We start from the raw sequence: 23,949 nt of genomic DNA, 5'->3' as shown, positions 1-23,949 counted from the left end.
CTGCGTTTTGTAGGTCAGTGGCTTCAGCCCCGACATGCTGTTTGGCGCACTAAGTCGGGGCTAAAGCCGCCGACCTACGAAAGATCAGGACTCTCGGCCGACTTCGCGGATGTAACGGCGGTAGTCACCGTGCGGGATGGACGTGCAGCCATCCACCGGAAGGTTGTACACATAGGTCTGCACCTGCTGGCCTTGCAGCGGGCCGCTGAGCACCGTCACCACCTCCCGCCAGTAGTGTGATTCGGCGCGGTCACCGGGCACAACGCCTTCCACCACATCCAGACGGGTCAGGTGCGCGTCATCCACTTCGTAGACCTCACCGGTGACTTGCCCGTCGCCCTGAAGCAGTCCGGGGTACAGGCCCACATCGATCAATCGACCCGCTATATGGGCTGGCCCCAGCAAGCGGGCACCGTGCATTTCGGCCTCCAGCCGCAGGCCTGGCAACAGGGTGCCGTAGATAAAAATAGCATGTTTCATCCGCCTGATTTTGCGCCAATTCAAGCCTCCGCCTTGACGCCGACTTGACGCACGCCATGCCATGCCTTGCTTGTCAGCTCTTGGCTGCGTCTTATGCAGGCGTTTAAACTGATTGGCAAGAGACAAGCGTAGCCCGCCCCCGGACGGGCACACGCCACCGGCAGACACAAGGCGCAAGCCAGAGGCCCCCATGAAAGCTGAACAAAACGAATTGATCACCCGCATCGGCCCGGGCACGCCGTGCGGCGCGGTGATGCGCCACTATTGGCAGCCCGTGGCCCTGGTGGACGAGTTCAACCCCGCGCTCGATCCGCGCATGGCGATTCGCCCCGTCAAAGCGGTGCGCATTTTGGGGCAGGACCTGGTCCTGTTTCGCAACGCGCAGGGCGACTACGGTTTGCTAGACCGTGACTGCCCGCACCGGAGTGCGGACCTGGCCTTTGGCCGCAACGAAGGCGATGGCCTGCGTTGCCCTTTTCATGGTTGGAAGTTCGACGTGACGGGTCAGTGCATCGAAACCCCTGCCGAACCCACCGGCAGCACGCTGTGCACGCGGGTGCGCCAGCGCAGCTACCCGTTGATCGAGCGCAGCGGCATCCTCTTTGGCTGGTTCGGCCCCGAAGGACAGACGCCACCGCCGCTCCCTGGTATTGATGCTTTCAGCGCCCCGGCCACCCACACTTTTGCCTTCAAGGGCCTGTGGCACTGCAACTGGCTGCAGGCGTTTGAAGTGGGCATTGACCCGGCACACGCCTCGTACCTGCACCGCTTTTTTGAAGACGAATCGCTCGAAGGCAGTTATGGCCGCCAGTTCCGCGGCGCGAGTGCGGGCGATGTGCAAGGCGAGCGTTGGCCCATGACGCGGGTGATGCGCGAGCTGGACCAGCCCGAGATTTCGTTTGAGCCCACCGATGCGGGCCTGCGCCTGACGGCCCTTCGCCCGATCAACGAGGCACTGACCCATGTGAGGGTGACGAATTCGCTGTTTCCGCACACCTTTGTGATTCCGCTGTCCGAGACCATGACCATCACGCAGATGCATGTGCCGGTGGACGACACACACACCTATTGGTATTCGGTGTTCACCAGCTTTGACGGCCCGGTGGACAAAGAAGCCATGCGCAACCAACGCCTGCCTTCGGTCACGCTGCCCGACTACATCCCCAAAGCGGGCAAACACAACAACTGGGGCTTTAACCCCGAAGAGCAAGTGGCGCGCACTTACCTCGGCATGGGCGAGGACGACATCAACGTGCACGACCAGTGGGCCTGCGAGAGCATGGGTGCCATTCAGGACCGCACCCGCGAGCACCTGGGAACCAGCGACAAAGTGATCATGGCCAACCGGCGCATGCTGCTCAAATCCATCGAGACGGTGCAGGCCGGGGGGTTACCGCCAGGTTTTGCGCAAGCGGCTGTGGCCAGCCAGCGTGTGGGCCCCGACACAGTGGACGGCATCGCGCCCAGCGGGCAGTGGCCGCAGTGGTGGCGCGAAGCCTGCGCGGCCAAACGCAGTGGCGCGCCTTGGGACGCCGCCTTGACGGCGGATGTGCCAACCCCAGCCGACACGAGCGCGGCATGAGCTTCGCCGAACGTTGCGGCCTGCACAGCCCGGAGCGGCAAGCGGCTTGCGCGCAATTGCTGCAACAGGTCGAGGCCTCGGGCATCGAGCTGATCCGCCTGGGCTGGTGCGACCTGCACGGCGTGGTGCGCGGCAAGACCATCGTGGCTTCGCAACTGCGCAGTGCGCTGGCCAACGGCATCGGTATGGTCAGCACCTTGCTGCTCAAAGACAGTTCGGACCGCACCGCCTTCAAGGTGTTCGAGCCGGGCATTCAAGAGACCCTGCCCGGCTTTGCCGGGGCCAGCAATTTCACGCTCATGCCCGACCCGGCCAGCTGGCATGTGCTGCCCTGGACCGAGAAAACCGGCTGGCTGCAGTGCCAGCCCTATTTCGCAGATGGGCGCATCGTGCCGCTGGATTCGCGCCATGTGTTGCAGCAGGCCGTGCAGCGCTTGGCCGAGCGCGGCTGGCAGATGCGCTGCGGGCTGGAAGTCGAATTCCACATCTATCGCCTCAAAGACCCGCTGCACGGTGCAGACCTGGACCCGGACCACGCCGCCTGGCCCGGCCCTGCGCCCGAGGTCAGCCTGATCCACCCGGGCTTCAACCTGCTGACCGAGGGCTGGATGGACCGGTCAGAAGAGCCGCTGCGCATCGTGCAGCGCACCGCGCAAGCACTGGGCCTGCCGTTGATCTCGCTCGAAATTGAACTCGGCCCCAGCCAGGTCGAAGCGGTGTTTGACGTGAGCGATGTGCTGACGGCCGCCGACCACATGGTGCTGTTTCGCAACGCCACGCGCCAGGCCCTGCGCCGCGCTGGTTACCACGCCACCTTCATGTGCCGCCCGCCGTTTGAACACATCATGTCCAGCGGCTGGCACCTGCACCAGTCGGTCTGCGAATTGGCCACGGGGCGCAACGTGTTCATGCGCGATGCCGCAGCATCGGGCTGCGGTGCGCGTGATGCGCAGCAGGTGCTGAGCGATGCGGGCGCGTCCTGGCTGGCGGGTCTGCTGGCCCATGGTCCAGCACTCACCGCTTTGTGCACAGCCACCAGCAATGGTTATGGGCGCTTCAGACCCAACGCCATGGCACCGCAGTCCATTTTGTGGGGGCGTGACAACCGAGGCGCGATGCTGCGTGTCATCGGTGCGCCGGGTGACAGTGCCACCCGCATTGAAAACCGCCTGGGTGAACCAGCGGCCAACCCTTACCTGTACATGGCCTCGCAAATCCATGCGGGTCTCGATGGCGTGGATACGCCACTGCAAGCGCCGCCCGCCAGCGAAACACCTTATGCCTCAGGGGCTGCCACCATACCGACTTCTTTGGCCAATGCGGTGCAAGCGCTGCAGCAAGATGCGGGTTTGTGCCAAGCCTTGGGTCAGCCCTTTGTCGATTACTACAGCACCATCAAGCAAGCCGAACACCTGCGCATGGCGCAGGCCGATGACGCCCAGGAATTCCACCGCCGCGAATACTTCGGGCGCATTTGACAAGCTTTTGAATCACAACGCCAGACGGCGAAGCCTTGAACATGATCACGATCCACCTGCAACCCCACGACCCCAGACAAGCGGCACATACCCTGCAAGCCCAGCCCGACCAAAGCCTGATGCAAGCCGCAGTCGATGCGAATTTGCCAGGCATACAGGCCGATTGCGGTGGGCTACTGACCTGCGCCACCTGCCATGTGGTGGTGCATGAAGACTGGGAGAAGCAGCTACCGCCGATGGGCAGCGATGAAGACGGCATGCTGGCCTTCACCGCCCAAACGCGTGCGCCGGGCAGCCGCCTGTCGTGCCAGATCACGTTGACCGCAGAACTGGATGGCCTTCAGGTCACGCTGCCCGCAAGCCAATACTGACAGTGTGTAGGTCGGCGGCTTTAGCCCCGACTTGAGACCTGCACCAAGCCCACAATGTCGGACCTGAAGGCCCGACCTACAAGAGAAGGTCAGCGTGGCATGCCGGGAAATCCGCCGCCGCCCATCATGCCTTTCATGGCGCCCATGCGCTTCATCATTTTCATCATGCCGCCGCCGGACATTTTTTTCATCATGTCCTGCATTTGCTCAAACTCCTTGAGCATGCGGTTGACGTCTTGCACTTGAACGCCTGCTCCCGCTGCAATGCGGCGTTTGCGCGTGGCCTTGATCAACTCGGGCTTGCTGCGCTCTTTGGGCGTCATGCTGTGAATGATGCCCTGCTTGCGGCCAATGTCTTTTTCGACCTTGTCCATGTCCATAGACGCGGCCTTGGCGGTCATCTGGCTGGGCAGCTTGTCCATCAGGCTCGACAGCCCGCCCATTTGCTTCATCTGCTGGATTTGCGCCAAAAAGTCGTTCAGATCAAAGCCACCACCGCTCTTGACCTTGGCGGCCAACTTTTGCGCGGCCTCCATGTCTACGCCTGCAGTGACCTGCTCGACCAGGGCCAAGATGTCGCCCATGCCCAGCACCCGGCCTGCGTGGCGCTGGGCGTCGAAGACTTCAAGGCCGTCAATCTTTTCGCTGGTACCGGCAAACTTGATCGGCACACCCGTGATCTGGCGCACCGAAAGGGCCGCACCACCGCGTGAATCGCCATCGAGTTTGGTCAGCACAATGCCCGTCAATGGCAAGGCATCGCTGAAAGCCTTGGCGGTGTTGGCCGCGTCCTGGCCCTGCATGGCATCCACTACGAAAAGGGTTTCAACAGGCTTCAATTCGGCATGCAAGGCTTTGATCTCGGCCATCAAGGCTTCGTCAATCGCTAAGCGACCCGCGGTGTCGACCAAAAGCACGTCAAAGAAGTGTTTGCGGGCGTAATCGATGGCGGCGCGCGCAATGTCGATCGGCTTTTGGTCGGGTGTGCTGGGGAACCATTCGGCTCCAGCTTGCGCGGTGACGGTTTTGAGCTGCTCAATGGCCGCTGGACGGTACACGTCACCCGAGACGGTGAGCACTTTCTTTTTGCGCTTTTCAATCAGGTGCTTGGCCAGCTTGGCGGTGGTGGTGGTTTTACCGGCCCCTTGCAAACCAGCCATCAGGATCACAGCAGGTGGCTGCGCGGCCAAGTTGATGTCCGACACGCCCTCGCCCATGGTGGCGGCCAACTCGCGGTTGACCACGCCCACCAAAGCCTGGCCCGGCTTCAACGAACCCATGACCTCTTGGCCCAGGGCTTTCTCTTTCACCCGCGCAATGAAATCGCGCACAACGGGCAAAGCCACGTCGGCTTCGAGCAAGGCCATGCGCACCTCACGCAGCATGTCGGCCACGTTGGTTTCGGTGATGCGGGCCTGTCCGCTGAGGGTCTTGACGAGGCGTGAGAGTTTGTCGGTCAGGGCGGAGGCCATGGGGGAATCCAGGAAAAACCGGTCAAGCGGGATGGCGAAGCCCCAGCGGCAGCGCCTGAAAGGCTAAACTCGGTGCCATGATTTTAGCGAGTGCACCTTTGTGGACGTTGCCCTTCTCGGCATTGGCAGTCCTGGCCTATGCCTTGCCCGCTCTGGTGCCCCGCCACCTGAGTGATGTGAACGCTCGCCGCTTGCTTTGGCTCGCTTGGGTTTTGCATGCCATCAGCTTGCTGGTGCTGCTGATGGGGCCGGTGCGCTTCGGTTTTGCCCCGGCTTTGTCGGTCACCGCCTGGTTGGTGGTGTTGGCTTACATGATTGAGACCCAGTTTTTCCCCAAACTCAGGGTTCGCTGGTCCGTAGGTGGCCTGGGGGCGGTCACCGTGGTGCTGGCCTGGGTGTTTCCAGGAGCCTTGCTCACCACCCAGGCATCGGCCTGGTTACCCCTTCACTTTGCACTGGGTTTGTCGGCCTATGGCATGTTTGCCGCTGCGGTGGTGCACGCCTGGTTGATGACCCGTACAGAACATGACATCCGCCAGGCTCAAGAAGGCTCGAGCGGTCTGCCGCTCTTGACACTGGAGCGCCTGACCTTTCGCTTTGTGACAGCCGGCTTTGTGCTGTTGACGGCCACTTTGGTGGCAGGCGCCCTTTTTGGCGAGGCCCTGTATGGCCAAGGCCACAACCCATGGCGCTGGGACCACAAACGCGTCTTTGCCGTTCTGTCTTGGATCACCTTTGCCACCTTGCTGGTGGGCCGCAGCCAATGGGGCTGGCGGGGCCGTCGCGCCGTGCGGGTGCTTTACATCGGTGCGGGCTTGCTGCTGCTGTCTTACGCGGGTTCGCGCTTTGTATTGGAAGTCTTGATTGGACGCGTGGGATGAAATACCTGATTTGGATTTTGGTCATTTTGCTGGCGATCTGGGCTTTCAAGCGCAGCCGCCGCGTCAAATCAGACACTCCCAAAGAGCAGCCCCCGGCCCCGCCCACGCCCACCAACATGGCGGTCTGTCTGCATTGCGGCATCCACTTGCCGCACGACGAAGTCGTCACGGGTGAAAAAGGCCTGTACTGCAGCTCCGAGCACCGCGCAGCTGCACAAGACCGCAACCCAGTGTGAAAACCCGGCGCCTGCCTGACGCGCCCAGCCACCGCCACCGACCTCGTCCAGCCATGTCTGAACACGCCGCTGAACTCGCCAATCTTTGGGTCCAGGGCTGGTACGCGCCCGCACAAAGGCTGGATTCACCCAACTTTGGCCCCAGGCCCCCAGGCGCCTGCATCGATTTGCTCGTCATCCATTCCATCAGCCTGCCGCCCGGCCAATACGGCGGCCAGGAGGTGCAAGCGCTGTTCACCAACCAGCTCGACTGGGAGGCCCACCCGTATTTCTCACAAATCCGGGACCTGCATGTGTCCTCGCACTTCTATATTCGGCGTGACGGCAGCCTGTGGCAGTTTGTCAGCGCCGACGATCGTGCCTGGCACGCCGGTCAGTCCGAGTACCGAGGCCGCCCCCAATGCAATGACGACTCGATTGGCATCGAACTCGAAGGCCTGGAGGGCGATGTGTTCGAGGACGCCCAGTATGAGCAACTGCGTCGTCTGTGCCTTGACTTGCATCGACACTACCCCATTGCACATGTGGCGGGCCATGAGCACATTGCGCCAGGCCGCAAAGGCGATCCGGGAACAGGCTTTGACTGGCAACGCCTGAAAGCGACCCTCCAACTGCCCGATCACTGTTTTCCTGTGTGTTTTTGATGCGAAACAAAAAATAATTTTTAGCTTTTTTTACGTTTTAAAAGAGCTTTAAAAACGTTTTGTCAATTTAGGACCGAAGCCCAGCCATCTGGCAAGGAAGTGAAATCGGGCGATTGAGCAAGAAAAGTCTCCGGAAGTCGCATTGCGACTGGCATCGATCTCCAAAACCCCCTGATTGGTTGATTTTCAGCGACTTTTTTCAGCCTCTGAAAACCCATGAATGGCCCTTGAGCCAAGCCAACACCCAGCGCATTCGCCGCAGGGCTCTGTTCAGAGCTCGTACACTACCTGTAGTGGCTTGTCATGACCCCAGACACCAGATATAGTGTCCGTTACAAATTCTCACAAACATGCCAGAGCGGCAATTGAAGCCTTTTTGACCGATGCAACCCAGACCATAAATTAAAAAATGACCATGCAAATTGACCTGACCATCCCCTCCACCTCTTCCGGCCTGATGAACCTGTCTGCAGACCGGGCTGGCGCTGCCACTGTGCACCCCCTCAACCACTACCAGATCATCCGCCGCAACGGTGCCGTGGTCCCTTTTGAGCCCAACAAGATCGCCGTGGCCATGATGAAAGCCTTTTTAGCGGTGCACGGCACCCAAGGCGCAGCATCCGCCAGTGTGCGTGAAATCGTTGAAGAATTGACCCAAAACGTTGTGCGCGCCCTGATGCGCTCCCGCCCCGGTGGCGGCACTTTTCACATCGAAGACGTGCAAGACCAGGTCGAATTGGGCCTGATGCGCAGCAGCAACCATGAAGTGGCCAGGGCCTATGTGCTTTACCGCGAGCGCCGCACGCAAGAGCGCTCACAGCAAAACCAGCAAGCCGCTCCGGTCGTTCAGGAGCCTGCATTGCATGTCTTGGACGGTGGCAAGCGCGTCGCGCTGGACCTGAACTACCTCAAATCCCTGATGGTCAACGCCTGCGCCGGTCTGGGCAAAGACGTGAGCCCCGAACCGATCCTCGCCGAGACCATGCGCAACCTGTACGACGGTGTGCCCATGGAAGAAGTTTACAAAGCTTCAATTCTGGCTTCGCGCACGCTGATCGAAAAAGACCCGGACTACACCTACGTCACCGCGCGCCTGCTGATGCACACCATTGCCAAGGAAATCTTGGGCAAGGAAGTGGCTCAAGACCAAATGGCCGAGGAATACATCAACTACTTCCCCCAGTTCATCAAAAAAGGCATCGACAACGACCTGCTCGACGCCAAGCTGGCACAGTTTGACCTGAAAAAACTGGCCGACGCCCTCAAGCCTGAGCGGGACCTGCAGTTCGACTACCTGGGGCTGCAAACCTTGTACGACCGCTATTTCCTGCACGTACGCAAGCAACGCATCGAAATGCCTCAGGCTTTCTTCATGCGCGTGGCCATGGGCTTGTCACTCAACGAAATCAACCGCGAAGCACGCGCCATCGAGTTCTACGAAATCCTGTCGTCGTTTGACTTCATGTCGTCCACCCCCACCTTGTTCAACAGCGGCACTTTGCGTCCCCAGTTGTCCAGCTGCTACCTGACCACCGTGCCCGACGACCTGGACGGCATTTACGAATCCATCAAGGAAAACGCCTTGCTGTCCAAGTTTGCGGGCGGCCTGGGCAACGACTGGACACGCGTGCGCGCCATGGGCTCGCACATCAAGGGCACCAATGGTGAGTCGCAAGGCGTGGTCCCCTTCCTGAAGGTCGTCAATGACACGGCTGTGGCCGTGAACCAAGGCGGCAAGCGCAAAGGCGCGGTTTGCACTTACTTGGAAACCTGGCACCTGGACATCGAAGAATTCCTGGAGCTGCGCAAAAACACCGGAGACGACCGCCGCCGCACCCATGACATGAACACCGCCAACTGGATTCCAGACCTGTTCATGCGCCGCGTCATGGAAAAAGGCGACTGGACTTTGTTCTCGCCCTCAGACTGCCCCGATTTGCACGATAAGTTTGGTTCAGACTTTGAGAAGGCCTATACCGCCTACGAAGCCAAAGCAGAGCGCGGTGAAATCAAGCCCAGCAAAAAACTGCCCGCCAATGACCTGTGGCGCAAGATGCTGTCGATGCTGTTTGAAACGGGTCACCCTTGGATCACATTCAAAGACGCCTGCAACGTGCGTTCACCCCAGCAACACGCTGGCGTGGTGCACTCCTCCAATCTGTGCACCGAGATCACGCTCAACACCAGCGACACCGAAACCGCCGTCTGCAACCTGGGCTCGGTCAACCTGTCGCGCCACCTCAAAGACAGTGCCAACGGCAAAGTGCTGGACCACGACAAACTCAAGAAAACCATTTCCACGGCCATGCGCATGCTGGACAACGTGATCGACATCAACTACTACGCGGTCAAAAAAGCCCGTGACTCCAACATTCGCCACCGCCCGGTGGGCTTGGGCCTGATGGCTTTCCAAGATTCACTGTACGAAATGCGCATTGCATACGCTTCTCAAGAGGCTGTGGAGTTTGCCGACCAGTCGATGGAAGCAATTTGCTATTACGCTTACTGGGCTTCGACCGAGCTGTCCAAAGAACGTGGCCAGTACTCCAGCTACAAGGGCTCTTTGTGGGACCAAGGTATCTTGCCTTTGGACACCATCGATTTGCTGGCCCGCGAGCGCGGTGGTTATGTGGAAGTCGACCGCTCGGCCACCATGGACTGGGATGCCCTGCGCCAGAAGATCCAGGCTGACGGCATGCGCAACTCCAATTGCGTAGCCATTGCGCCCACCGCTACGATCTCCAACATCATTGGCGTGGATGCCTCCATTGAGCCCTGCTTTGGCAACCTGTCGGTCAAATCCAACCTGTCTGGTGAATTCACCGTCATCAATGGCTACTTGGTGCGTGACTTGAAACGCCTCGGCCTGTGGGACGACGTGATGGTCATGGACCTCAAACACTTTGATGGTTCACTGCGGCCGATCGACCGTGTGCCGCAAGACATCAAGGCTTTGTACGCCACCGCTTTTGAAGTTGAAACGACCTGGTTGGTTGAAGCTGCTGCTCGTCGTCAAAAGTGGATTGACCAAGCGCAATCGCTCAACATCTACATGGCCGGCGCCTCTGGCAAGAAACTCGACGATACGTACAAACTCGCTTGGCTGCGCGGCCTCAAAACCACCTACTACCTGCGCACATCCAGCGCCACACAAGTGGAGAAATCCACGGTCAGTTCAGGCTCTCACAATGCCGTGTCGGCATCGGGTGCGCCCAGTGGTGGCATGAGTGCCATCGAGGCCGCCGCTGCTGCTGCACAAGCACAAATGGCCACTACTCCTGCCACCGACATCAAGTTCTGCGCCATCGACGATCCAGGTTGCGAAGCTTGCCAGTGATGGACCTTGCACACATCAGCGCACTCGAGTGCGCTGTTCGATGTAATGGAACAACACTTCATGCATTGCTTGTGTCCTAAATGGACGAACGGCTTTGCAATTTGTGGTCATGCTTTCATAATTTAAGAACTGGAATTTTTTATGCTGTCCTGGGACGATCAAGTCAAACCCGCATTGCAACCTTCAATGCCATCCTTCAGTGGCGCAGACAACACTGCCGTCAAGGCCACGCCGTCTTCATCCACAGCCGCTCCTGCCGCACCACGTCGCATGAATGCCGCCGACAAGCGCATCATCAACGGCCAAACCGATGTCAACCAGTTGGTGCCATTCAAATACAAATGGGCTTGGGAAAAATACCTGGCCACTTGCGCCAACCACTGGATGCCGCAAGAAGTGAACATGAACCGCGACATCGCTTTGTGGAAAGACCCTAACGGTCTGACCGAAGACGAGCGCCGCATGGTCAAGCGCAATCTCGGCTTCTTCGTAACGGCAGACTCGCTTGCAGCCAACAACATCACCTTGGGCACCTACCGCCACATCACGGCCCCTGAATGCCGTCAGTTCTTGTTGCGCCAAGCTTTTGAAGAAGCCATCCACACCCACGCTTACCAATACATCACTGAGTCATTGGGATTGGACGAGAGTGAGATTTTCAACGCTTACAACGAAGTCAAATCGATTCGCGACAAAGACGAGTTCCTGATCCCGTTCATCAACGTGATCATGGACCCCCACTTCAAGACAGGTACCCTGGAAACAGACCAGACCTTGCTCAAGTCGCTGATCGTGTTCGCTTGCCTGATGGAGGGCCTGTTCTTCTATGTAGGCTTCACGCAGATCCTGGCTCTGGGTCGCCAAAACAAGATGACCGGTGCTGCTGAGCAGTACCAGTACATACTGCGTGACGAGTCCATGCACTGCAACTTCGGCATTGACATGATCAACACCATCAAATTCGAAAACCCACAGCTGTGGACCAACGAATTCAAAACCGAAATCAAGGACCTGTTCCTCAAAGCGGTTGAATTGGAATACCAATACGCGGAAGACACCATGCCCCGCGGCGTCTTGGGCATGAACGCATCCATGTTCAAAGGTTATCTGCGCTACATTGCCAACCGCCGCGCCACTCAGATCGGCCTGGAGGCTCTTTTCCCCAACGAAGAGAACCCATTCCCCTGGATGAGCGAGATGATCGACCTGAAGAAAGAACGCAACTTCTTTGAAACCCGGGTGATCGAATACCAAACTGGCGGGGCTTTGTCCTGGGATTGATTTTCTGAACCCCTATCTCATGCTCTACCTCTTCAAGCCACACGCTGCAAAGTCTCCCGACTTTGGGCGGGGTGGCTTTTCCGCGTTCATGGCGTTGGGGATTTCCCCAGCGCCATGGATCGCTTTGTGCAAACCAACAAGCACCAAGCGTTCCCTTTCCGTTGAGTTCTCAACTTGATCAAGGAGAAAATCATGGCAACTGCAAAAAAAGTAGCGGCAAAAAAAGCTGCTCCAGCGAAAAAGGCCGCACCGGCCAAAAAAGCGGCTCCAGCTAAAAAAGTAGCCGCAGCCAAGAAACCCGCCGCCAAAAAAGCTGCTCCCGCTAAGAAAGCCGCTCCTGCCAAAAAAGCAGTAGCAGCCAAAAAGCCAGCAGCGAAAAAAGCAGCGCCGGCTAAAAAAGCCGCTCCCGCTAAAAAAGCAGTAGCAGCGAAAAAAGCCGCACCGGCCAAAAAAGCCGCAGCCAAAAAAGCAGCACCAGCCAAAAAAGCCGCAGCCAAGAAAACTGCAGCCAAAAAGCCTGCTGCCAAAAAAGCGGTTGTGAAAAAAGCGGCCAAAAAACCAGCAGCAAAGAAGGCATCCAAAGCACCCGCTGCCCCGGCTGCTCAAACGACTCTGAATCCTCAAGCTGCGTGGCCGTTTCCTTCGGCCGCAAAGCCCTGATTCTCAGTTCAGGCGCTAGCCACAAAGCCCGTCACTGGCAACAGTGCCGGGCTTTTTTTCGTACCGAATTGACACTGGATCGACCCGCATCAAGGGTAGAAACTCAGCACACGGTAATCGCTGAAGACCACATCCGGGGAAACCAGAACTTTCAGGCTGCCCGACCAGGACTGCCCTGGTGACAGTGTTTGCGGCGCTCCAGCCTGCGCAGGCAATGCCACGGTGCGCAGCACAAGCTTGCCTTCTTGATCCATCAAACTCAGCTCCAAGGCCGTCATGCCAAGGACAAGGTGCGTGGTGTTGCGAACAGACCAAGACAGGACATGGTCCTCGCTGCGTTTCACCAGACTGGAGCTGTCGATGACCATGCCCTCTGGATCGCGCAGCGGACTGACTTGGCAACCGAAAGTCTCGCACACATGGCGAATCATGGGTTCACTGTCAGGCCATGACGCCGCAATGGCATCTCTTTGCACATAGGCCAATTGCATCGCGAGCAGCAAAGCCAAAGCCAGCACCCCACTAGGGGCAAGCCATGCCCCAGATGACAGCGCTTTGGAGTCCTTTGGTGGGCTTGGCAAGGCCTCAGACGCCACAGGCTCAGGTTTAAAACTGGACAATGCATCTTCAAAAGCGGCCAACTCGGATTGTGCTGGCCGGATCTTGGCAGGCGAGCTGAGGTCTTCTTTTGTCAATGAATTGTCGAGCGAGATGCGGTCTGCAGGGTCAGCCACCAAGTCGACAGGCTGCACCGCCTCGGCCGAAGGGTATGGGGGAATGTCTCCGGTGCCAGGAACAGGCACTTTGGAAGAAACAAGAGGCCCGGAGGACGCAGGGTCCCAACGCAGCACAAGCCCTGTGCTGTCAAAAGCATGGCCACAGGCACCGCAACGCAACCAACCTTTGGCGGCATTCAAATGCAGCTCCGGCAGCTGATAAACCATGGCGCACGAAGGGCAGCGAGTGATCCTGTTCATGGCCCGATTGTAGACAGGCTCAAGCAGGCCGAGACACCACCTTGGCCGTCATCAAAATCCAGCCTTCTTGTGTATCGGTCACTTCGAGAGCAACCCATGGGGCGTACGCGGCCTTGAGTTCCTCGGCCTGCCGCTCAAGGATACCGGCCAACACCAAATGGCCGCCAGGGGCAACATAAGAACACAACAGGGGCGCCAATACCTTCAACGGTGTGGCCAAAATATTGGCCAGCACAGTATGGTACTGGCCCTGCGCTTTGTCAGGCAAACCGGCTTTCAAATGCACGCCGTTGGCCTGAGCATTCAACTCGGTGGACGTCACAGCCGCTTCGTCGATGTCCACTGCATCGATCTCGGTGGCGCCATATTTGGCTGCGCCAATGGCCAGGATGCCCGAGCCACAACCGTAATCGAGCACACGCTGCCCATGCACGTCGTGCTGGGCAATCCAGCGCAAACACATGCGGGTGGTGGGATGGGTGCCGGTGCCGAAAGCCAGACCCGGGTCAAGTCGGATGATCTGCCGGGCTTGTGCGGGCGGCTCGTGCCAAGTGGGCACGATCCAGAAATCGGGCGTCACCTCCACCGGCGTAAATTGAGACTGGGTCAGGCGCACCCAGTCTTGGTCTTCCAGGGTCTGGATGCCGAGCAACTGGCAGTTCTCAAAAAAATCTTGCGCGCCCAACAAATCCGCAGCCTCCCGGGCTGCCGCTTCTTGGGCGAACAGCGCCACCATGCGCGAACGCTGCCAACCATCTTTGGGTGGCGGCATGCCCGGTTCGCCAAAAAGGGCTTGTTCGGCGGGCGTCTGAGCGTCTGCGTCTTCCACCGACACGCTCAACGCGTCCAGCGCATCCAGTGCATCGCTCAGCACGTCCACCCGGTCCTCGGGGCACAGCAGGCTCAGTTCATACATAAGGGGTCAGCGCTTGTGCTGGCTCAGCCAGTGTTCCAGGTAATGGATGTTGGTGCCGCCTTGCATGAACTTGGCGTCCACCATCAACTCGCGGTGCAGCGGTATGTTGGTGTTGATGCCTTCGATCACCGTCTCATTCAAGGCGGTCTGCATGCGGGCCAGGGCCTGCTCGCGGGTATCACCGTGGACAATCAGTTTGCCGATCATCGAGTCGTAGTTGGGGGGCACAAAGTAGTTGTTGTAGACGTGCGAATCCACCCGCACGCCTGGCCCACCAGGCATGTGCCAGGATGTGACACGGCCGGGCGAAGGCGTGAACTTGAAAGGGTCTTCGGCGTTGATGCGGCATTCGATGGCATGACCCCGGATCTGGATCTGCTTTTGGGTGAAGGGTAGGCGCTCACCGGCTGCCACCATGATCTGCGTTTTGACGATGTCCACGCCCGTGACCCACTCCGTCACCGGGTGCTCGACCTGCACGCGGGTGTTCATCTCAATGAAATAGAACTCGCCGTTTTCATACAAGAACTCGAAGGTGCCCGCACCCCGGTAATTGATCTTCTTGCAAGCGGCCACGCAACGCTCGCCGATCTTCTCGATCAGTTTGCGCGGGATGCCTGGCGCCGGGGCTTCTTCGATCACTTTTTGGTGACGCCGCTGCATGGAGCAGTCGCGCTCGCCCAAATAGACCGCGTTGCGGTGCTTGTCGGCCATGATCTGGATTTCAACATGGCGTGGGTTCTGCAGAAACTTTTCCAAGTACACCGCCGGATTGCCAAATGCGGCACCCGCTTCGGCCTTGGTCATTTGCACGGCGTTGATGAGCGCCGCCTCGGTGTGCACCACGCGCATGCCGCGACCGCCGCCGCCGCCTGCAGCCTTGATGATGACCGGGTAACCCACGGCTTTGGCGATGCGGCGAATTTGCACCGGGTCATCGGGCAATTCACCTTCCGAGCCCGGTACACAAGGCACGCCGGCGCGAATCATGGTTTGCTTGGCCGAGACCTTGTCGCCCATGATGCGGATCGACTCTGGCGTGGGTCCAATGAACTGGAAACCACTTTTTTCAACCCGTTCGGCAAAGTCGGCGTTCTCGCTCAAAAAGCCATAACCGGGGTGAATGGCTTCGGCATCGGTCACCTCGGCCGCCGAAATGATGGCCGGCATGTTGAGGTAGCTCAAAGCTGACGAAGCGGGCCCAATGCAAACCGCCTCTTCAGCCAATTTGACGTACTTGGCCTCTTTGTCCGCTTCCGAATAGACCATCACCGCCTTGATGCCCAATTCGCGACAAGCGCGCTGGATGCGCAAGGCGATTTCGCCTCGGTTGGCGACCAGGATTTTCTTGAACATGAAATCCCCGTGGCTTTATTCGACGATGAACAGTGGCTGACCGTATTCCACGGCCTGGCCGTTTTCACACAAGATCTGCGTGATGGTGCCGGACTTGTCGGATTCGATCTCGTTGAGGATCTTCATCGCTTCGATGATGCACAGGGTGTCCCCTTCCTTGACCACTGAGCCGATCTGGATAAAAGGGGCCGAGCCGGGGCTGGACGAGCGGTAGAACGTGCCCACCATGGGCGACTTCACGGCGTGACCCGTCGGCGCAGCAACCACAGGGGCGGCCTCAACCGCGGCCACGGGTGCAGCCGCCACAGGGGCTGCGGCCACGTGTGCGGCTTGTTGCATCACCACCGATTGGGCAACGCCCATGCTCTTGACAATGCGAACTTTACCTTCAGCTTCGGTGATTTCCAGCTCTGACACGTTCGAGTCAGAAACCAAATCAATCAGTGTTTTGAGTTTGCGCAAATCCATAGATCCTCCATTGCTTGAGCACTTGTAATGGGGTGAATTTACACCAAATTTCAGCAAAAACCTTGAATTTATCTTTTCTCGTCCGAACATGAACGTGCCACCCAGACGACTCTGCGGCATGAGGGCGCACCCTCCCTCGGCATGGAATGTGGGTTGTTTCAGGAGACAGCGCCGCGCCACTGCATCAGATCGTCAGACGTGAGTTGACCCATCTTTTGTCGCCAAATGCTGCCATCTGCCTTGAAAAACACGGTAAAAGGCAAGCCACCCACCGCATTGCCCAAGGACTTGGCCAATTGGGTGCCTTCCAGTCCGGCCAGTCCCACCGGGAAACCCAATGGCTGCTTGGAGAGGAACTTGCGCACCGCACTGGGCTGGTCAATGGCCAGAGCCACCACTTGATGCCCAATCGCGGTGTTTTTGCGCCAGAAGGCGTCAATCAGAGGCAACTCTTCGATGCATGGTGGGCACCAAGTGGCCCAAAAGTTCAGGAGCAAGGGTTTACCCTGAAAACTAGCCATGCTCAAGGCTTCGCCCCCGGGCGCCTCGAACTGCTGACTCCAAAATGGGTGCTTCACCGCATCCACCACCTCTTGAGGCTCAAAACGCCGCAAAGCCACGCCGACTCCGGCCACAAGGGCCGCCGCACCGGCACCCCAAATCAGATGGCGTCTGGACCCGTTTTCAATTGGTTGATTCATGATGGCATTGTCTTTCATGCCGCCAGCAGGCGCTCCAAGGCCGCCAAATCCCCCCGAGGCGAGCGGCCTTGCGTGTCGGGCAGCAAAGCTCCGCGCAGATCGTCCAGATCGTAAATGCGCAGGTGCACCCCCACATCTTCGCTCAACGCGTCACAAAAACTGTGCACACTCAGCACATCCACATCGTCCCCATGAAGCCCCCGCGCAGTTTGCACTTCGTAGCGTTGGTTTTGGTTGATCAAGGCGATCTCAGCCGATTTGGGGTCGTCGCAAAACAAAGCCAGATCCACATCGCACAGGCGGGTGGCCCAACCTTGCCAGACCGCACCGCCCAGGTGCGGGCGAAATTCGACCAGGCGTTGCATCCATACCTTTGCCAATTCGCGCAAAGCCAGCAACTCGCCGGGCTGGGTGTCGGCGCAAAACAAGGCGATGTAGTCGCGCACCTCGGTCTCGACCACGTCGTTGGTGGGCAAGGCCGTACGGCTGGGCAGGCCCAGCTCTTTGAGGGCTCGGTGCTTGGCCGGACCAAAAGCCAGGCCTTCTTCCACCACCAAACGGGCGGCGGTGGCGGCAATTTCAAGGGCAAGGTCGTTCATGGGCACCGATTGTGACCCGACCCAGGCGAGACCGCGCCGATGCCCCCCTAAAATCCGGGCATGCATATACATATTCTGGGCATCTGCGGCACCTTCATGGGCGGCTTGGCCGCACTGGCCCGCGAAGCTGGCCATCGTGTCACCGGTTGCGACGCGGGCGTTTACCCGCCGATGAGCGACCAATTGCGCGCTTTGGGCATCGAGCTGATCGAAGGCTTTGACGCCGAACAAATGGCCTTGAAACCCGATGTGTACGTGATCGGGAATGTGGTCAGCCGCGCACGACTGCCCGACGGCAGCCCCAAATTTCCGTTGATGGAAGCCATTTTGGAAGCAGGTGCGCCCTACACCAGTGGCCCGCAATGGCTGTCGGATCACGTCTTGCAAGGCCAGCATGTGCTGGCCGTGGCGGGCACCCACGGCAAAACCACCACCACCTCCATGCTGGCCTGGGTGCTGGAGCAAGCCGGCTTGCAACCGGGCTTTTTGGTCGGCGGCGTACCGCTCAACTTTGGCGTCTCGGCGCGCTTGGGTGCTGGAAAGTATTTTGTGATCGAAGCCGACGAGTACGACACCGCCTTCTTCGACAAGCGCAGCAAATTCGTGCACTACCGCCCGCGCACCGCCATCCTGAACAACCTGGAGTTTGACCACGCCGACATCTTTGACGACCTGGCCGCCATCGAGCGCCAGTTCCACCACCTGGTTCGTACCGTGCCCGGGTCTGGTCGGGTGGTCGTCAATGGCCTGGAAGAAAGCCTGACCCGCGTGTTGGGCCAGGGCTGCTGGAGCGAAGTGCGCACCTTTGGCTCGACGGTGTGTGATTTTGTGGCCGAAGGCGAGCCCTCGCATTTCAAGGTCTTGCAGGCCGAAAAGCCCGTAGCCGAAGTGAAATGGGTCATTGGCGGCGTGCACAACCAACTCAATGCGCTGGCGACCATTGCAGCCGCAGAGCATGTGGGGGTGAACCCTGCCGTTGCCGCACAGGCGCTGGCCAGCTTTGAAAACGTCAAGCGCCGCATGGAAGTGCGCGGCCAAGTCAGGAGCGTTACCGTCTATGACGACTTTGCCCACCACCCCACCGCCATCCGCACCACCGTCAACGGCCTGCGCCGTCAAGTGGGCGATGCCCGCATCCTCGCGATTTTTGAGCCGCGCAGCAACACCATGAAGCTGGGCAGCATGAAAGCGCAACTGCCTTGGAGCCTCGAAGAGGCCGATCTGGCGTTTTGCCATTCAGGGGGTCTGGGTTGGGACGCTGCCGCCGCGCTTGCACCCATGGGCCTCAAAGCGCTAGTAGGTACCAACATTCACGAGGTCATCGCCCAAGTGCTGGCGCAAGTGAGGCCCGGCGACCACCTGCTGTGCATGAGCAACGGTGGGTTTGGCGGCATCCACGCCAAGCTGCTGGAAGCCTTGGCCGAATGATTTCAGACAGGGCTTGATCCGGGATTCAGAGTGGGCAGCTGGCTTTTGCAAAGGGCAGCTCTGAACCATGGATCCCGAGTCTTTGCCCGGGAAGACAAAACAGGGGGTCTTCGCATGCTTTAGCGGGCGCGACGTACCTTCACCGCATTCGACAGCACCTGCAACACGCCCACACTGTCGTCCCAGCCAATGCAGGCGTCGGTGATGCTCTGGCCGTAGGTCAGCTTGGCCACATCGTGCTGGCCGGGCGTGAACTTTTGGGCACCGTCCACGATGTGGCTCTCGACCATGACGCCAAACACCTGGCGTGAGCCACCGCTGATTTGCGTGGCAATGTCTTTGGCCACATCGATCTGGCGCTCGTGCTTTTTGCTGCTGTTGGCGTGGCTGCAATCCACCATCAAGGTGGCGGGCAGCTTGGCGGCTTCGAGTTCCTTGCAGGCGGAGGTCACGCTTTCGGCGTCGTAGTTGGGCGCTTTGCCACCTCGTAAAATCACGTGGCAGTCCTGGTTGCCCTGGGTTTGCACGATGGCGACCTGGCCGTTCTTGTGCACCGACAAAAAGTGGTGGCCACGGGCCGCAGCCTGAATCGCATCGGTCGCGATCTTGATGTTGCCGTCGGTGCCGTTTTTGAAGCCGATGGGTGCCGACAAGCCAGAGGCCAGCTCGCGGTGCACTTGACTTTCGGTCGTTCGCGCACCGATGGCGCCCCAGCTGATGAGGTCGCCAATGTATTGGGGCGAGATCACGTCCAGGAACTCGCTGCCGGCGGGCACGCCCTGGCGGTTGATCTCGATCAGCAGCTGGCGTGCGATGCGCAGACCTTCGTCGATGCGGTAGCTCTCGTCCAGGTAAGGATCGTTGATCAGGCCCTTCCAGCCCACGGTGGTGCGGGGCTTTTCGAAGTACACACGCATCACGATTTCCAGTGTGTCAGCGTATTTTTCTCGCAAAGGCTTCAAGCGGCGGGCGTAATCCAGCGCCGCGGCCGGGTCGTGGATCGAACAAGGGCCGATGATGACGAGCAGTCGGTCGTCATTGCCGTGCACGATTTTTTGAATGGCTTTGCGGGTTTGGGAGATCAGGGTTTCCGTTGCCGTGCCGGCAATCGGAAAGAATCGGATCAAATGTTCTGGCGGTGGGAGCACGGTGATGTCCTTGATGCGTTCGTCGTCGGTCTGGCCTGTACGGTCGGCGGCATTCGGATACCAGCTCTCAGGGGCAGTGGTTTTGGCGTTCATCGTGGACTCCTCAAATTGAAAAAAGGTGAAAAAAAACCGCCGGGCTTTGGGGCTCCGGCGGTATGTATCGAGATATTCGGGTGCTTATGCGCTCGCCTCTCGTCCGCCGGGGACTGAGAATCCAAAATAAAAAAAGTAAAAGGCGGTGCGCGAAGACATGGGTTCAATGTATCACAGGTTTATGACGCTTCATGACAGCCCCGCCCGAGGGCAAACCCGGACAGGACTTCAGGCCGTGCCTCCGACGGTCAGGCCTTCAATGCGCAAAGTCGGCTGACCCACACCCACCGGCACGCTCTGGCCTTCTTTGCCGCAGGTGCCCACGCCCGAGTCGAGCTTCATGTCGTTGCCGATCATGCTGATCTTTTTGAGCGACTCAGGCCCGCTACCAATCAAGGTCGCACCTTTGACCGGATATTGGATCTTGCCGTTTTCCACCCAATAAGCTTGGCTGGCCGAGAACACAAACTTGCCGCTGGTGATGTCCACTTGGCCACCCGCAAAGTTGGTGGCGTACAGGCCTTTTTTGATGCTGGCCACGATTTCTTCGGCGCTCTTGTCGCCGCTCAGCATGTAAGTGTTGGTCATGCGCGGCATGGGCACATGGGCGTAGCTTTCGCGGCGGCCATTGCCCGTGGGCTTGACGCCCATCAGGCGCGCGTTCATCGAGTCCTGGATGTAGCCACGCAAAATGCCGTCTTCAATCAGCACGTTCTTTTGGCTGGCGTGGCCTTCGTCGTCCACATTCAGCGAGCCACGGCGGTCGGCCATGGTGCCGTCATCCAGCACGGTGACGCCCTTGGCCGCTACGCGCTCACCAATGCGGCCGCTGAAAGCGCTCGAGCCCTTGCGGTTGAAGTCGCCCTCCAGCCCGTGGCCCACGGCTTCGTGCAGCAACACGCCGGGCCAGCCATTGCCCAACACCACGGTCATCTCGCCTGCGGGCGCGGGGCGGGCTTCGAGGTTGATGAGCGCCGCCGACACGGCTTCTTGTACATAGCTTTCAACCATGTTGTCGTCAAAATAGGCCAGGCCAAAGCGGCCACCGCCGCCGGCACTGCCCACTTCCCGGCGGCCATTTTGCTCGGCGATCACCGTCACGGACAAACGAATCAAAGGCCGCACATCGGCCGCCAGCGTGCCATCGGCGCGGGCCACCATGACCACGTCGTATTCGGTGGCCAGCCCTGCCATGACCTGCACCACACGGGGGTCTTTGGCACGGGCGATTTTTTCCACATGGCCCAACAAGTTCACTTTGGCCGTACTGTCCAGCGTGGACATCGGGTCCAGCGCGGGGTAGAGCGAACGGCTGGCTGAAATCTTGCGTGCTGGCACCTTGATGCGCTTGTTTTGCGCGGCAGACGCAATGGAGCGCACCGTCATGGCCGCGTCCATCAAGGAGGCTTCGGAAATGTCGTCCGAGTACGCGAAAGCGGTTTTCTCGCCCGAGACAGCCCGCACGCCCACACCTTGGTCGATGCTGAAGCTGCCGGTCTTGACGATGCCCTCTTCCAGGCTCCAGCCTTCAGATCGCGTGTACTGAAAGTACAGATCAGCGTCGTCCACCGCATGCGCCTTGATGGCGTTCAGGGCTTGAGTCAGATGGGATTCGTCGAGACCAAACGGGTCAAGCAACAGGGACTTGGCCGTGGCCAAGCGTTCAATGGTGGGTTCGCGTGAAATCATGGAAGCCATTGTAGGCACGGATCAAGACCCTTGCCCACGCCGGACAGCACCCGATGTCCCCGGCAAGCCGCTGCTTCAGCGCTGGCGCATGAGTTTGAGCAAGGCCGCATCGTCCAGATCGGCCCAACCCCGCCCCAGGGCTTGTGCAAACAAGTCCCGCGCCAAACGACCCAAAGGGGGATCAAAGGCCACATCGTCAGCGGCCTGCACCGCCAAGCCCGTGTCTTTGGCCAACAAAGTGACGTGGGCACGGGGCTCGAAATCCCCTGCCAAAGCCCGTCGCATCCGGTCCGAGCCAATCCAGCTTTGACCACTGGACGCTTCAATGACCGACAGCGTGGCGGCAGGGTCCAGCCCCAGACGCTCGGCCAGGGCCATGGCTTCGGCAGCGCCCGCCAGATTCACCGCGGCCAGCAAATTGTTGACCAGCTTGGTGCGGGCGCCGTCTCCTGCGCGGGTTCCCACGCGAAAAACTTGCTGGCTCAAGGCGGTCAACAGCTTCTGGCTGCGCTGCCACACCGCATCGGAACAAGCCACCATCAAACTCATGGTGCCCTCTTGGGCCCGCACAGGCCCCCCGGACATGGGGGCATCGATGAAGTCAATGCCCATGGGTGCCAAACGCTCAGCCTGGCTTTGCACCGTGGCAGGTCCCAAGGTTGGACACAGCATCACCGACTGACCCGGTTTCAGCACCGGGCCAGCGCCCCCCTCGCCCCAAAGCACCGCCTCAGTTTGCGCAGCATCCACCACAACCACCATCAAAACGCCATCGGGCGCCAGCATGCGGGCGGCCTCCATGGCAGACCCACAAGCGACCGCCCCCAAGGCCACCGCCTGCGACTGAACCCGTGGGTCGATGTCACGCACCGCCACCGACCAGCCCAGACCCAGCAAACGGGCCAGCATGCCACCGCCCATGTTGCCCGCGCCTACCACAGCGACCTGCGTGAGATTTGTCATGTTTGCACCAGTTGTTTGGATTTCGCAATCGACATCAAAATTCCTAAAGCCAGCCCCAAGGTCACCATGGCCGTGCCGCCGTAACTGATGAACGGCAAGGGCACACCTACCACCGGCAAGATACCGCTGACCATACCAACATTGACAAAGGCATAGGTGAAAAAAATCATGGCCATGCTGCCCGCCAACAAACGGCTGAACAAGGTGGGCGCCTGCATGGCAATGACCAAGGCCCGGTAAATCAGGAAGAACAAACTGGCCAGCAAAAGCAAGCCCCCGAGCAGGCCGAACTCTTCACCCAAGGCCGCAAAAATAAAGTCGGTGGTGCGCTCTGGAATGAACTCCAAGTGGGTTTGTGTGCCCTGCATGAATCCCTTGCCCCAAAAACCGCCCGATCCAATGGCGATCATGCCCTGGATGATGTGAAAACCCTTGCCCAGCGGGTCACGGCCAGGGTCCAGCAAGGTGCACACCCTTTGGCGTTGGTACTCGCGCAGCACATGCCAATCCACATCAGGCTGGCACAGGCTGGGCTCCATGATCACCAGCGCCACGATGCCCACCAACCCCAAACCAACGGGCGGCAAAATCCACCGCCACTTGATCCCGGCAAAGAAAATCACAGCCAAGCCCGCCGCCAGCACCAGCAAAGAGGTGCCCAGGTCGGGCTGCTTCATGATCAAGCCCACAGGAATGCCCAAAATCAGCAGCGCCACCACAAAATCGAAGGGCCGCAGCTGCCCCTCGCGTTTTTGGAACCAAGCGGCCAACATCAGAGGCAAGGCAATCTTGAGGATCTCGCTGGGCTGAATCACCACCCCCAAATTGAGCCAGCGCGTGGACCCTTTTTTGGTAATACCAAAAAGGGCCACCGCCACCAGCAAAATCACACCCACGGTGTACACCGGAATCGCCCAAGCCATGAGTTTGGAAGGCGGGATCTGCGCCACCACAAACATGATGGCGCCCGCAATCAACATGTTGCGGCCGTGGTCAAGAAAGCGCGTGCCGTGGTCATAACCGGATGAATACATGACCAACATGCCCAGACAGGCCAGAAAAAAAACAGCGAAAGCCAAAGGCCCGTCAAAACCTTCGATCAAGCGCATCATCCGCTGAAACACGGTGTGTTTTTGAAAAACAGAGGCCGATGTCAACGGGGCCTGGCGTGCAATCTTGTTCATGGAAA

The 23,949-nt window shown here is 59.3% G+C and carries 22 protein-coding genes; 10 read left to right on the top strand and 12 right to left on the bottom strand.

The annotated features are described in order from the left end of the window. Positions 1–84: 84 nt before the first annotated feature. Positions 85–480, bottom strand: a complete 396-nt coding sequence (locus B9Z49_RS17330; protein WP_108354691.1) for a gamma-glutamylcyclotransferase — start codon at positions 478–480, stop codon at positions 85–87. Positions 481–670: 190 nt separating this feature from the next. On the opposite strand from B9Z49_RS17330, the gene B9Z49_RS17325 reads away from it, so the two are divergent. Genes B9Z49_RS17325 through B9Z49_RS17315 form a run of 3 tightly spaced genes read left to right on the top strand, consistent with a single transcriptional unit; the run spans position 671 to position 3,911 of the window. Next, positions 671–2,062: an aromatic ring-hydroxylating dioxygenase subunit alpha gene (locus tag B9Z49_RS17325; RefSeq protein ID WP_108354690.1), complete on the top strand. Its 1,392-nt coding sequence runs from the start codon at positions 671–673 to the stop codon at positions 2,060–2,062. Further along, positions 2,059–3,540, top strand: coding sequence for a glutamine synthetase family protein (locus tag B9Z49_RS17320; protein WP_108354689.1), 1,482 nt, complete (start codon positions 2,059–2,061; stop codon positions 3,538–3,540). Before B9Z49_RS17325 ends, B9Z49_RS17320 begins: the two co-directional genes overlap by 4 nt. A 41-nt stretch (positions 3,541–3,581) precedes the next feature. Then, positions 3,582–3,911 (top strand): 2Fe-2S iron-sulfur cluster-binding protein, encoded by a 330-nt coding sequence (locus B9Z49_RS17315; RefSeq protein ID WP_108354688.1) that lies wholly within the window; start codon positions 3,582–3,584, stop codon positions 3,909–3,911. 89 nt (positions 3,912–4,000) lie between these two features. Here B9Z49_RS17315 and ffh read toward each other — a convergent pair whose 3' ends face one another. Then, positions 4,001–5,383, bottom strand: a complete 1,383-nt coding sequence (gene ffh, locus B9Z49_RS17310) for a signal recognition particle protein (protein ID WP_108354687.1) — start codon at positions 5,381–5,383, stop codon at positions 4,001–4,003. 77 nt (positions 5,384–5,460) lie between these two features. On the opposite strand from ffh, the gene B9Z49_RS17305 reads away from it, so the two are divergent. The 6 genes from B9Z49_RS17305 (at position 5,461) to B9Z49_RS17280 (ending at position 12,422) form a co-directional block, all read left to right on the top strand. Then, a complete protein-coding gene (locus B9Z49_RS17305) occupies positions 5,461–6,264 on the top strand; it encodes an inner membrane protein YpjD (protein ID WP_108354686.1) in 804 nt (267 codons plus the stop codon). Continuing rightward, the gene (locus B9Z49_RS17300; protein ID WP_108354685.1) at positions 6,261–6,500 is read left to right on the top strand and encodes a PP0621 family protein; all 240 of its coding nucleotides are present in this window, start codon (positions 6,261–6,263) and stop codon (positions 6,498–6,500) included. The genes B9Z49_RS17305 and B9Z49_RS17300 overlap by 4 nt, the downstream gene beginning before the upstream one ends. A 53-nt stretch (positions 6,501–6,553) precedes the next feature. Continuing rightward, positions 6,554–7,144 (top strand): 1,6-anhydro-N-acetylmuramyl-L-alanine amidase AmpD, encoded by a 591-nt coding sequence (gene ampD / locus B9Z49_RS17295; protein WP_108354684.1) that lies wholly within the window; start codon positions 6,554–6,556, stop codon positions 7,142–7,144. Between the two features lie 457 nt (positions 7,145–7,601). Next, positions 7,602–10,481: a ribonucleoside-diphosphate reductase subunit alpha gene (locus B9Z49_RS17290; protein WP_233254690.1), complete on the top strand. Its 2,880-nt coding sequence runs from the start codon at positions 7,602–7,604 to the stop codon at positions 10,479–10,481. 141 nt (positions 10,482–10,622) lie between these two features. Further along, the gene (locus B9Z49_RS17285; protein ID WP_108354683.1) at positions 10,623–11,762 is read left to right on the top strand and encodes a ribonucleotide-diphosphate reductase subunit beta; all 1,140 of its coding nucleotides are present in this window, start codon (positions 10,623–10,625) and stop codon (positions 11,760–11,762) included. A 192-nt stretch (positions 11,763–11,954) separates the two neighbouring features. Continuing rightward, positions 11,955–12,422 (top strand): histone, encoded by a 468-nt coding sequence (locus B9Z49_RS17280; RefSeq protein ID WP_108354725.1) that lies wholly within the window; start codon positions 11,955–11,957, stop codon positions 12,420–12,422. 89 nt (positions 12,423–12,511) lie between these two features. Here B9Z49_RS17280 and B9Z49_RS17275 read toward each other — a convergent pair whose 3' ends face one another. The 6 genes from B9Z49_RS17275 to B9Z49_RS17250 form a co-directional block, all read right to left on the bottom strand. Beyond that, the gene (locus B9Z49_RS17275) at positions 12,512–13,399 is read right to left on the bottom strand and encodes a zinc-ribbon and DUF3426 domain-containing protein (RefSeq protein WP_108354724.1); all 888 of its coding nucleotides are present in this window, start codon (positions 13,397–13,399) and stop codon (positions 12,512–12,514) included. 19 nt (positions 13,400–13,418) lie between these two features. Next, positions 13,419–14,315: a 50S ribosomal protein L11 methyltransferase gene (gene prmA / locus B9Z49_RS17270; protein WP_108354682.1), complete on the bottom strand. Its 897-nt coding sequence runs from the start codon at positions 14,313–14,315 to the stop codon at positions 13,419–13,421. A 6-nt stretch (positions 14,316–14,321) separates the two neighbouring features. Continuing rightward, the gene (accC, locus tag B9Z49_RS17265; protein ID WP_108354681.1) at positions 14,322–15,671 is read right to left on the bottom strand and encodes an acetyl-CoA carboxylase biotin carboxylase subunit; all 1,350 of its coding nucleotides are present in this window, start codon (positions 15,669–15,671) and stop codon (positions 14,322–14,324) included. 15 nt (positions 15,672–15,686) lie between these two features. Then, positions 15,687–16,139 (bottom strand): acetyl-CoA carboxylase biotin carboxyl carrier protein, encoded by a 453-nt coding sequence (accB, locus tag B9Z49_RS17260; protein WP_108354680.1) that lies wholly within the window; start codon positions 16,137–16,139, stop codon positions 15,687–15,689. Between the two features lie 158 nt (positions 16,140–16,297). Then, complete coding sequence (locus B9Z49_RS17255; RefSeq protein ID WP_233254685.1) at positions 16,298–16,840, bottom strand: TlpA disulfide reductase family protein; 543 nt, start codon at positions 16,838–16,840, stop codon at positions 16,298–16,300. 14 nt (positions 16,841–16,854) lie between these two features. Beyond that, entirely contained in the window at positions 16,855–17,439 is a 585-nt protein-coding gene (locus B9Z49_RS17250; RefSeq protein WP_108354678.1) for a hypothetical protein, read from the bottom strand. 60 nt (positions 17,440–17,499) lie between these two features. Between B9Z49_RS17250 and mpl the strand changes: the two genes are divergently transcribed. After that, a complete protein-coding gene (gene mpl, locus B9Z49_RS17245; protein ID WP_108354677.1) occupies positions 17,500–18,867 on the top strand; it encodes a UDP-N-acetylmuramate:L-alanyl-gamma-D-glutamyl-meso-diaminopimelate ligase in 1,368 nt (455 codons plus the stop codon). A gap of 119 nt (positions 18,868–18,986) precedes the next feature. Here mpl and B9Z49_RS17240 read toward each other — a convergent pair whose 3' ends face one another. From B9Z49_RS17240 to rodA, 4 genes are all read right to left on the bottom strand, one after another. Further along, a complete protein-coding gene (locus B9Z49_RS17240; protein ID WP_108354676.1) occupies positions 18,987–20,108 on the bottom strand; it encodes a 3-deoxy-7-phosphoheptulonate synthase in 1,122 nt (373 codons plus the stop codon). 228 nt (positions 20,109–20,336) lie between these two features. Next, positions 20,337–21,797: a metalloprotease TldD gene (gene tldD, locus B9Z49_RS17235; protein ID WP_108354723.1), complete on the bottom strand. Its 1,461-nt coding sequence runs from the start codon at positions 21,795–21,797 to the stop codon at positions 20,337–20,339. A gap of 75 nt (positions 21,798–21,872) precedes the next feature. Then, complete coding sequence (locus B9Z49_RS17230) at positions 21,873–22,760, bottom strand: NAD(P)-dependent oxidoreductase (protein ID WP_108354675.1); 888 nt, start codon at positions 22,758–22,760, stop codon at positions 21,873–21,875. Further along, positions 22,757–23,944, bottom strand: coding sequence for a rod shape-determining protein RodA (gene rodA / locus B9Z49_RS17225; protein ID WP_108354674.1), 1,188 nt, complete (start codon positions 23,942–23,944; stop codon positions 22,757–22,759). The genes B9Z49_RS17230 and rodA overlap by 4 nt, the downstream gene beginning before the upstream one ends. Between the last annotated feature and the right edge of the window lie 5 nt (positions 23,945–23,949).

The organism is Limnohabitans sp. 2KL-51 (assembly GCF_003063645.1).
Classification (GTDB): Bacteria; Pseudomonadota; Gammaproteobacteria; order Burkholderiales; family Burkholderiaceae_C; genus Limnohabitans_A.
The sequence above is the reverse complement of the archived record's forward strand: the minus strand, read 5'-3'. Positions and strand labels throughout refer to the sequence as shown.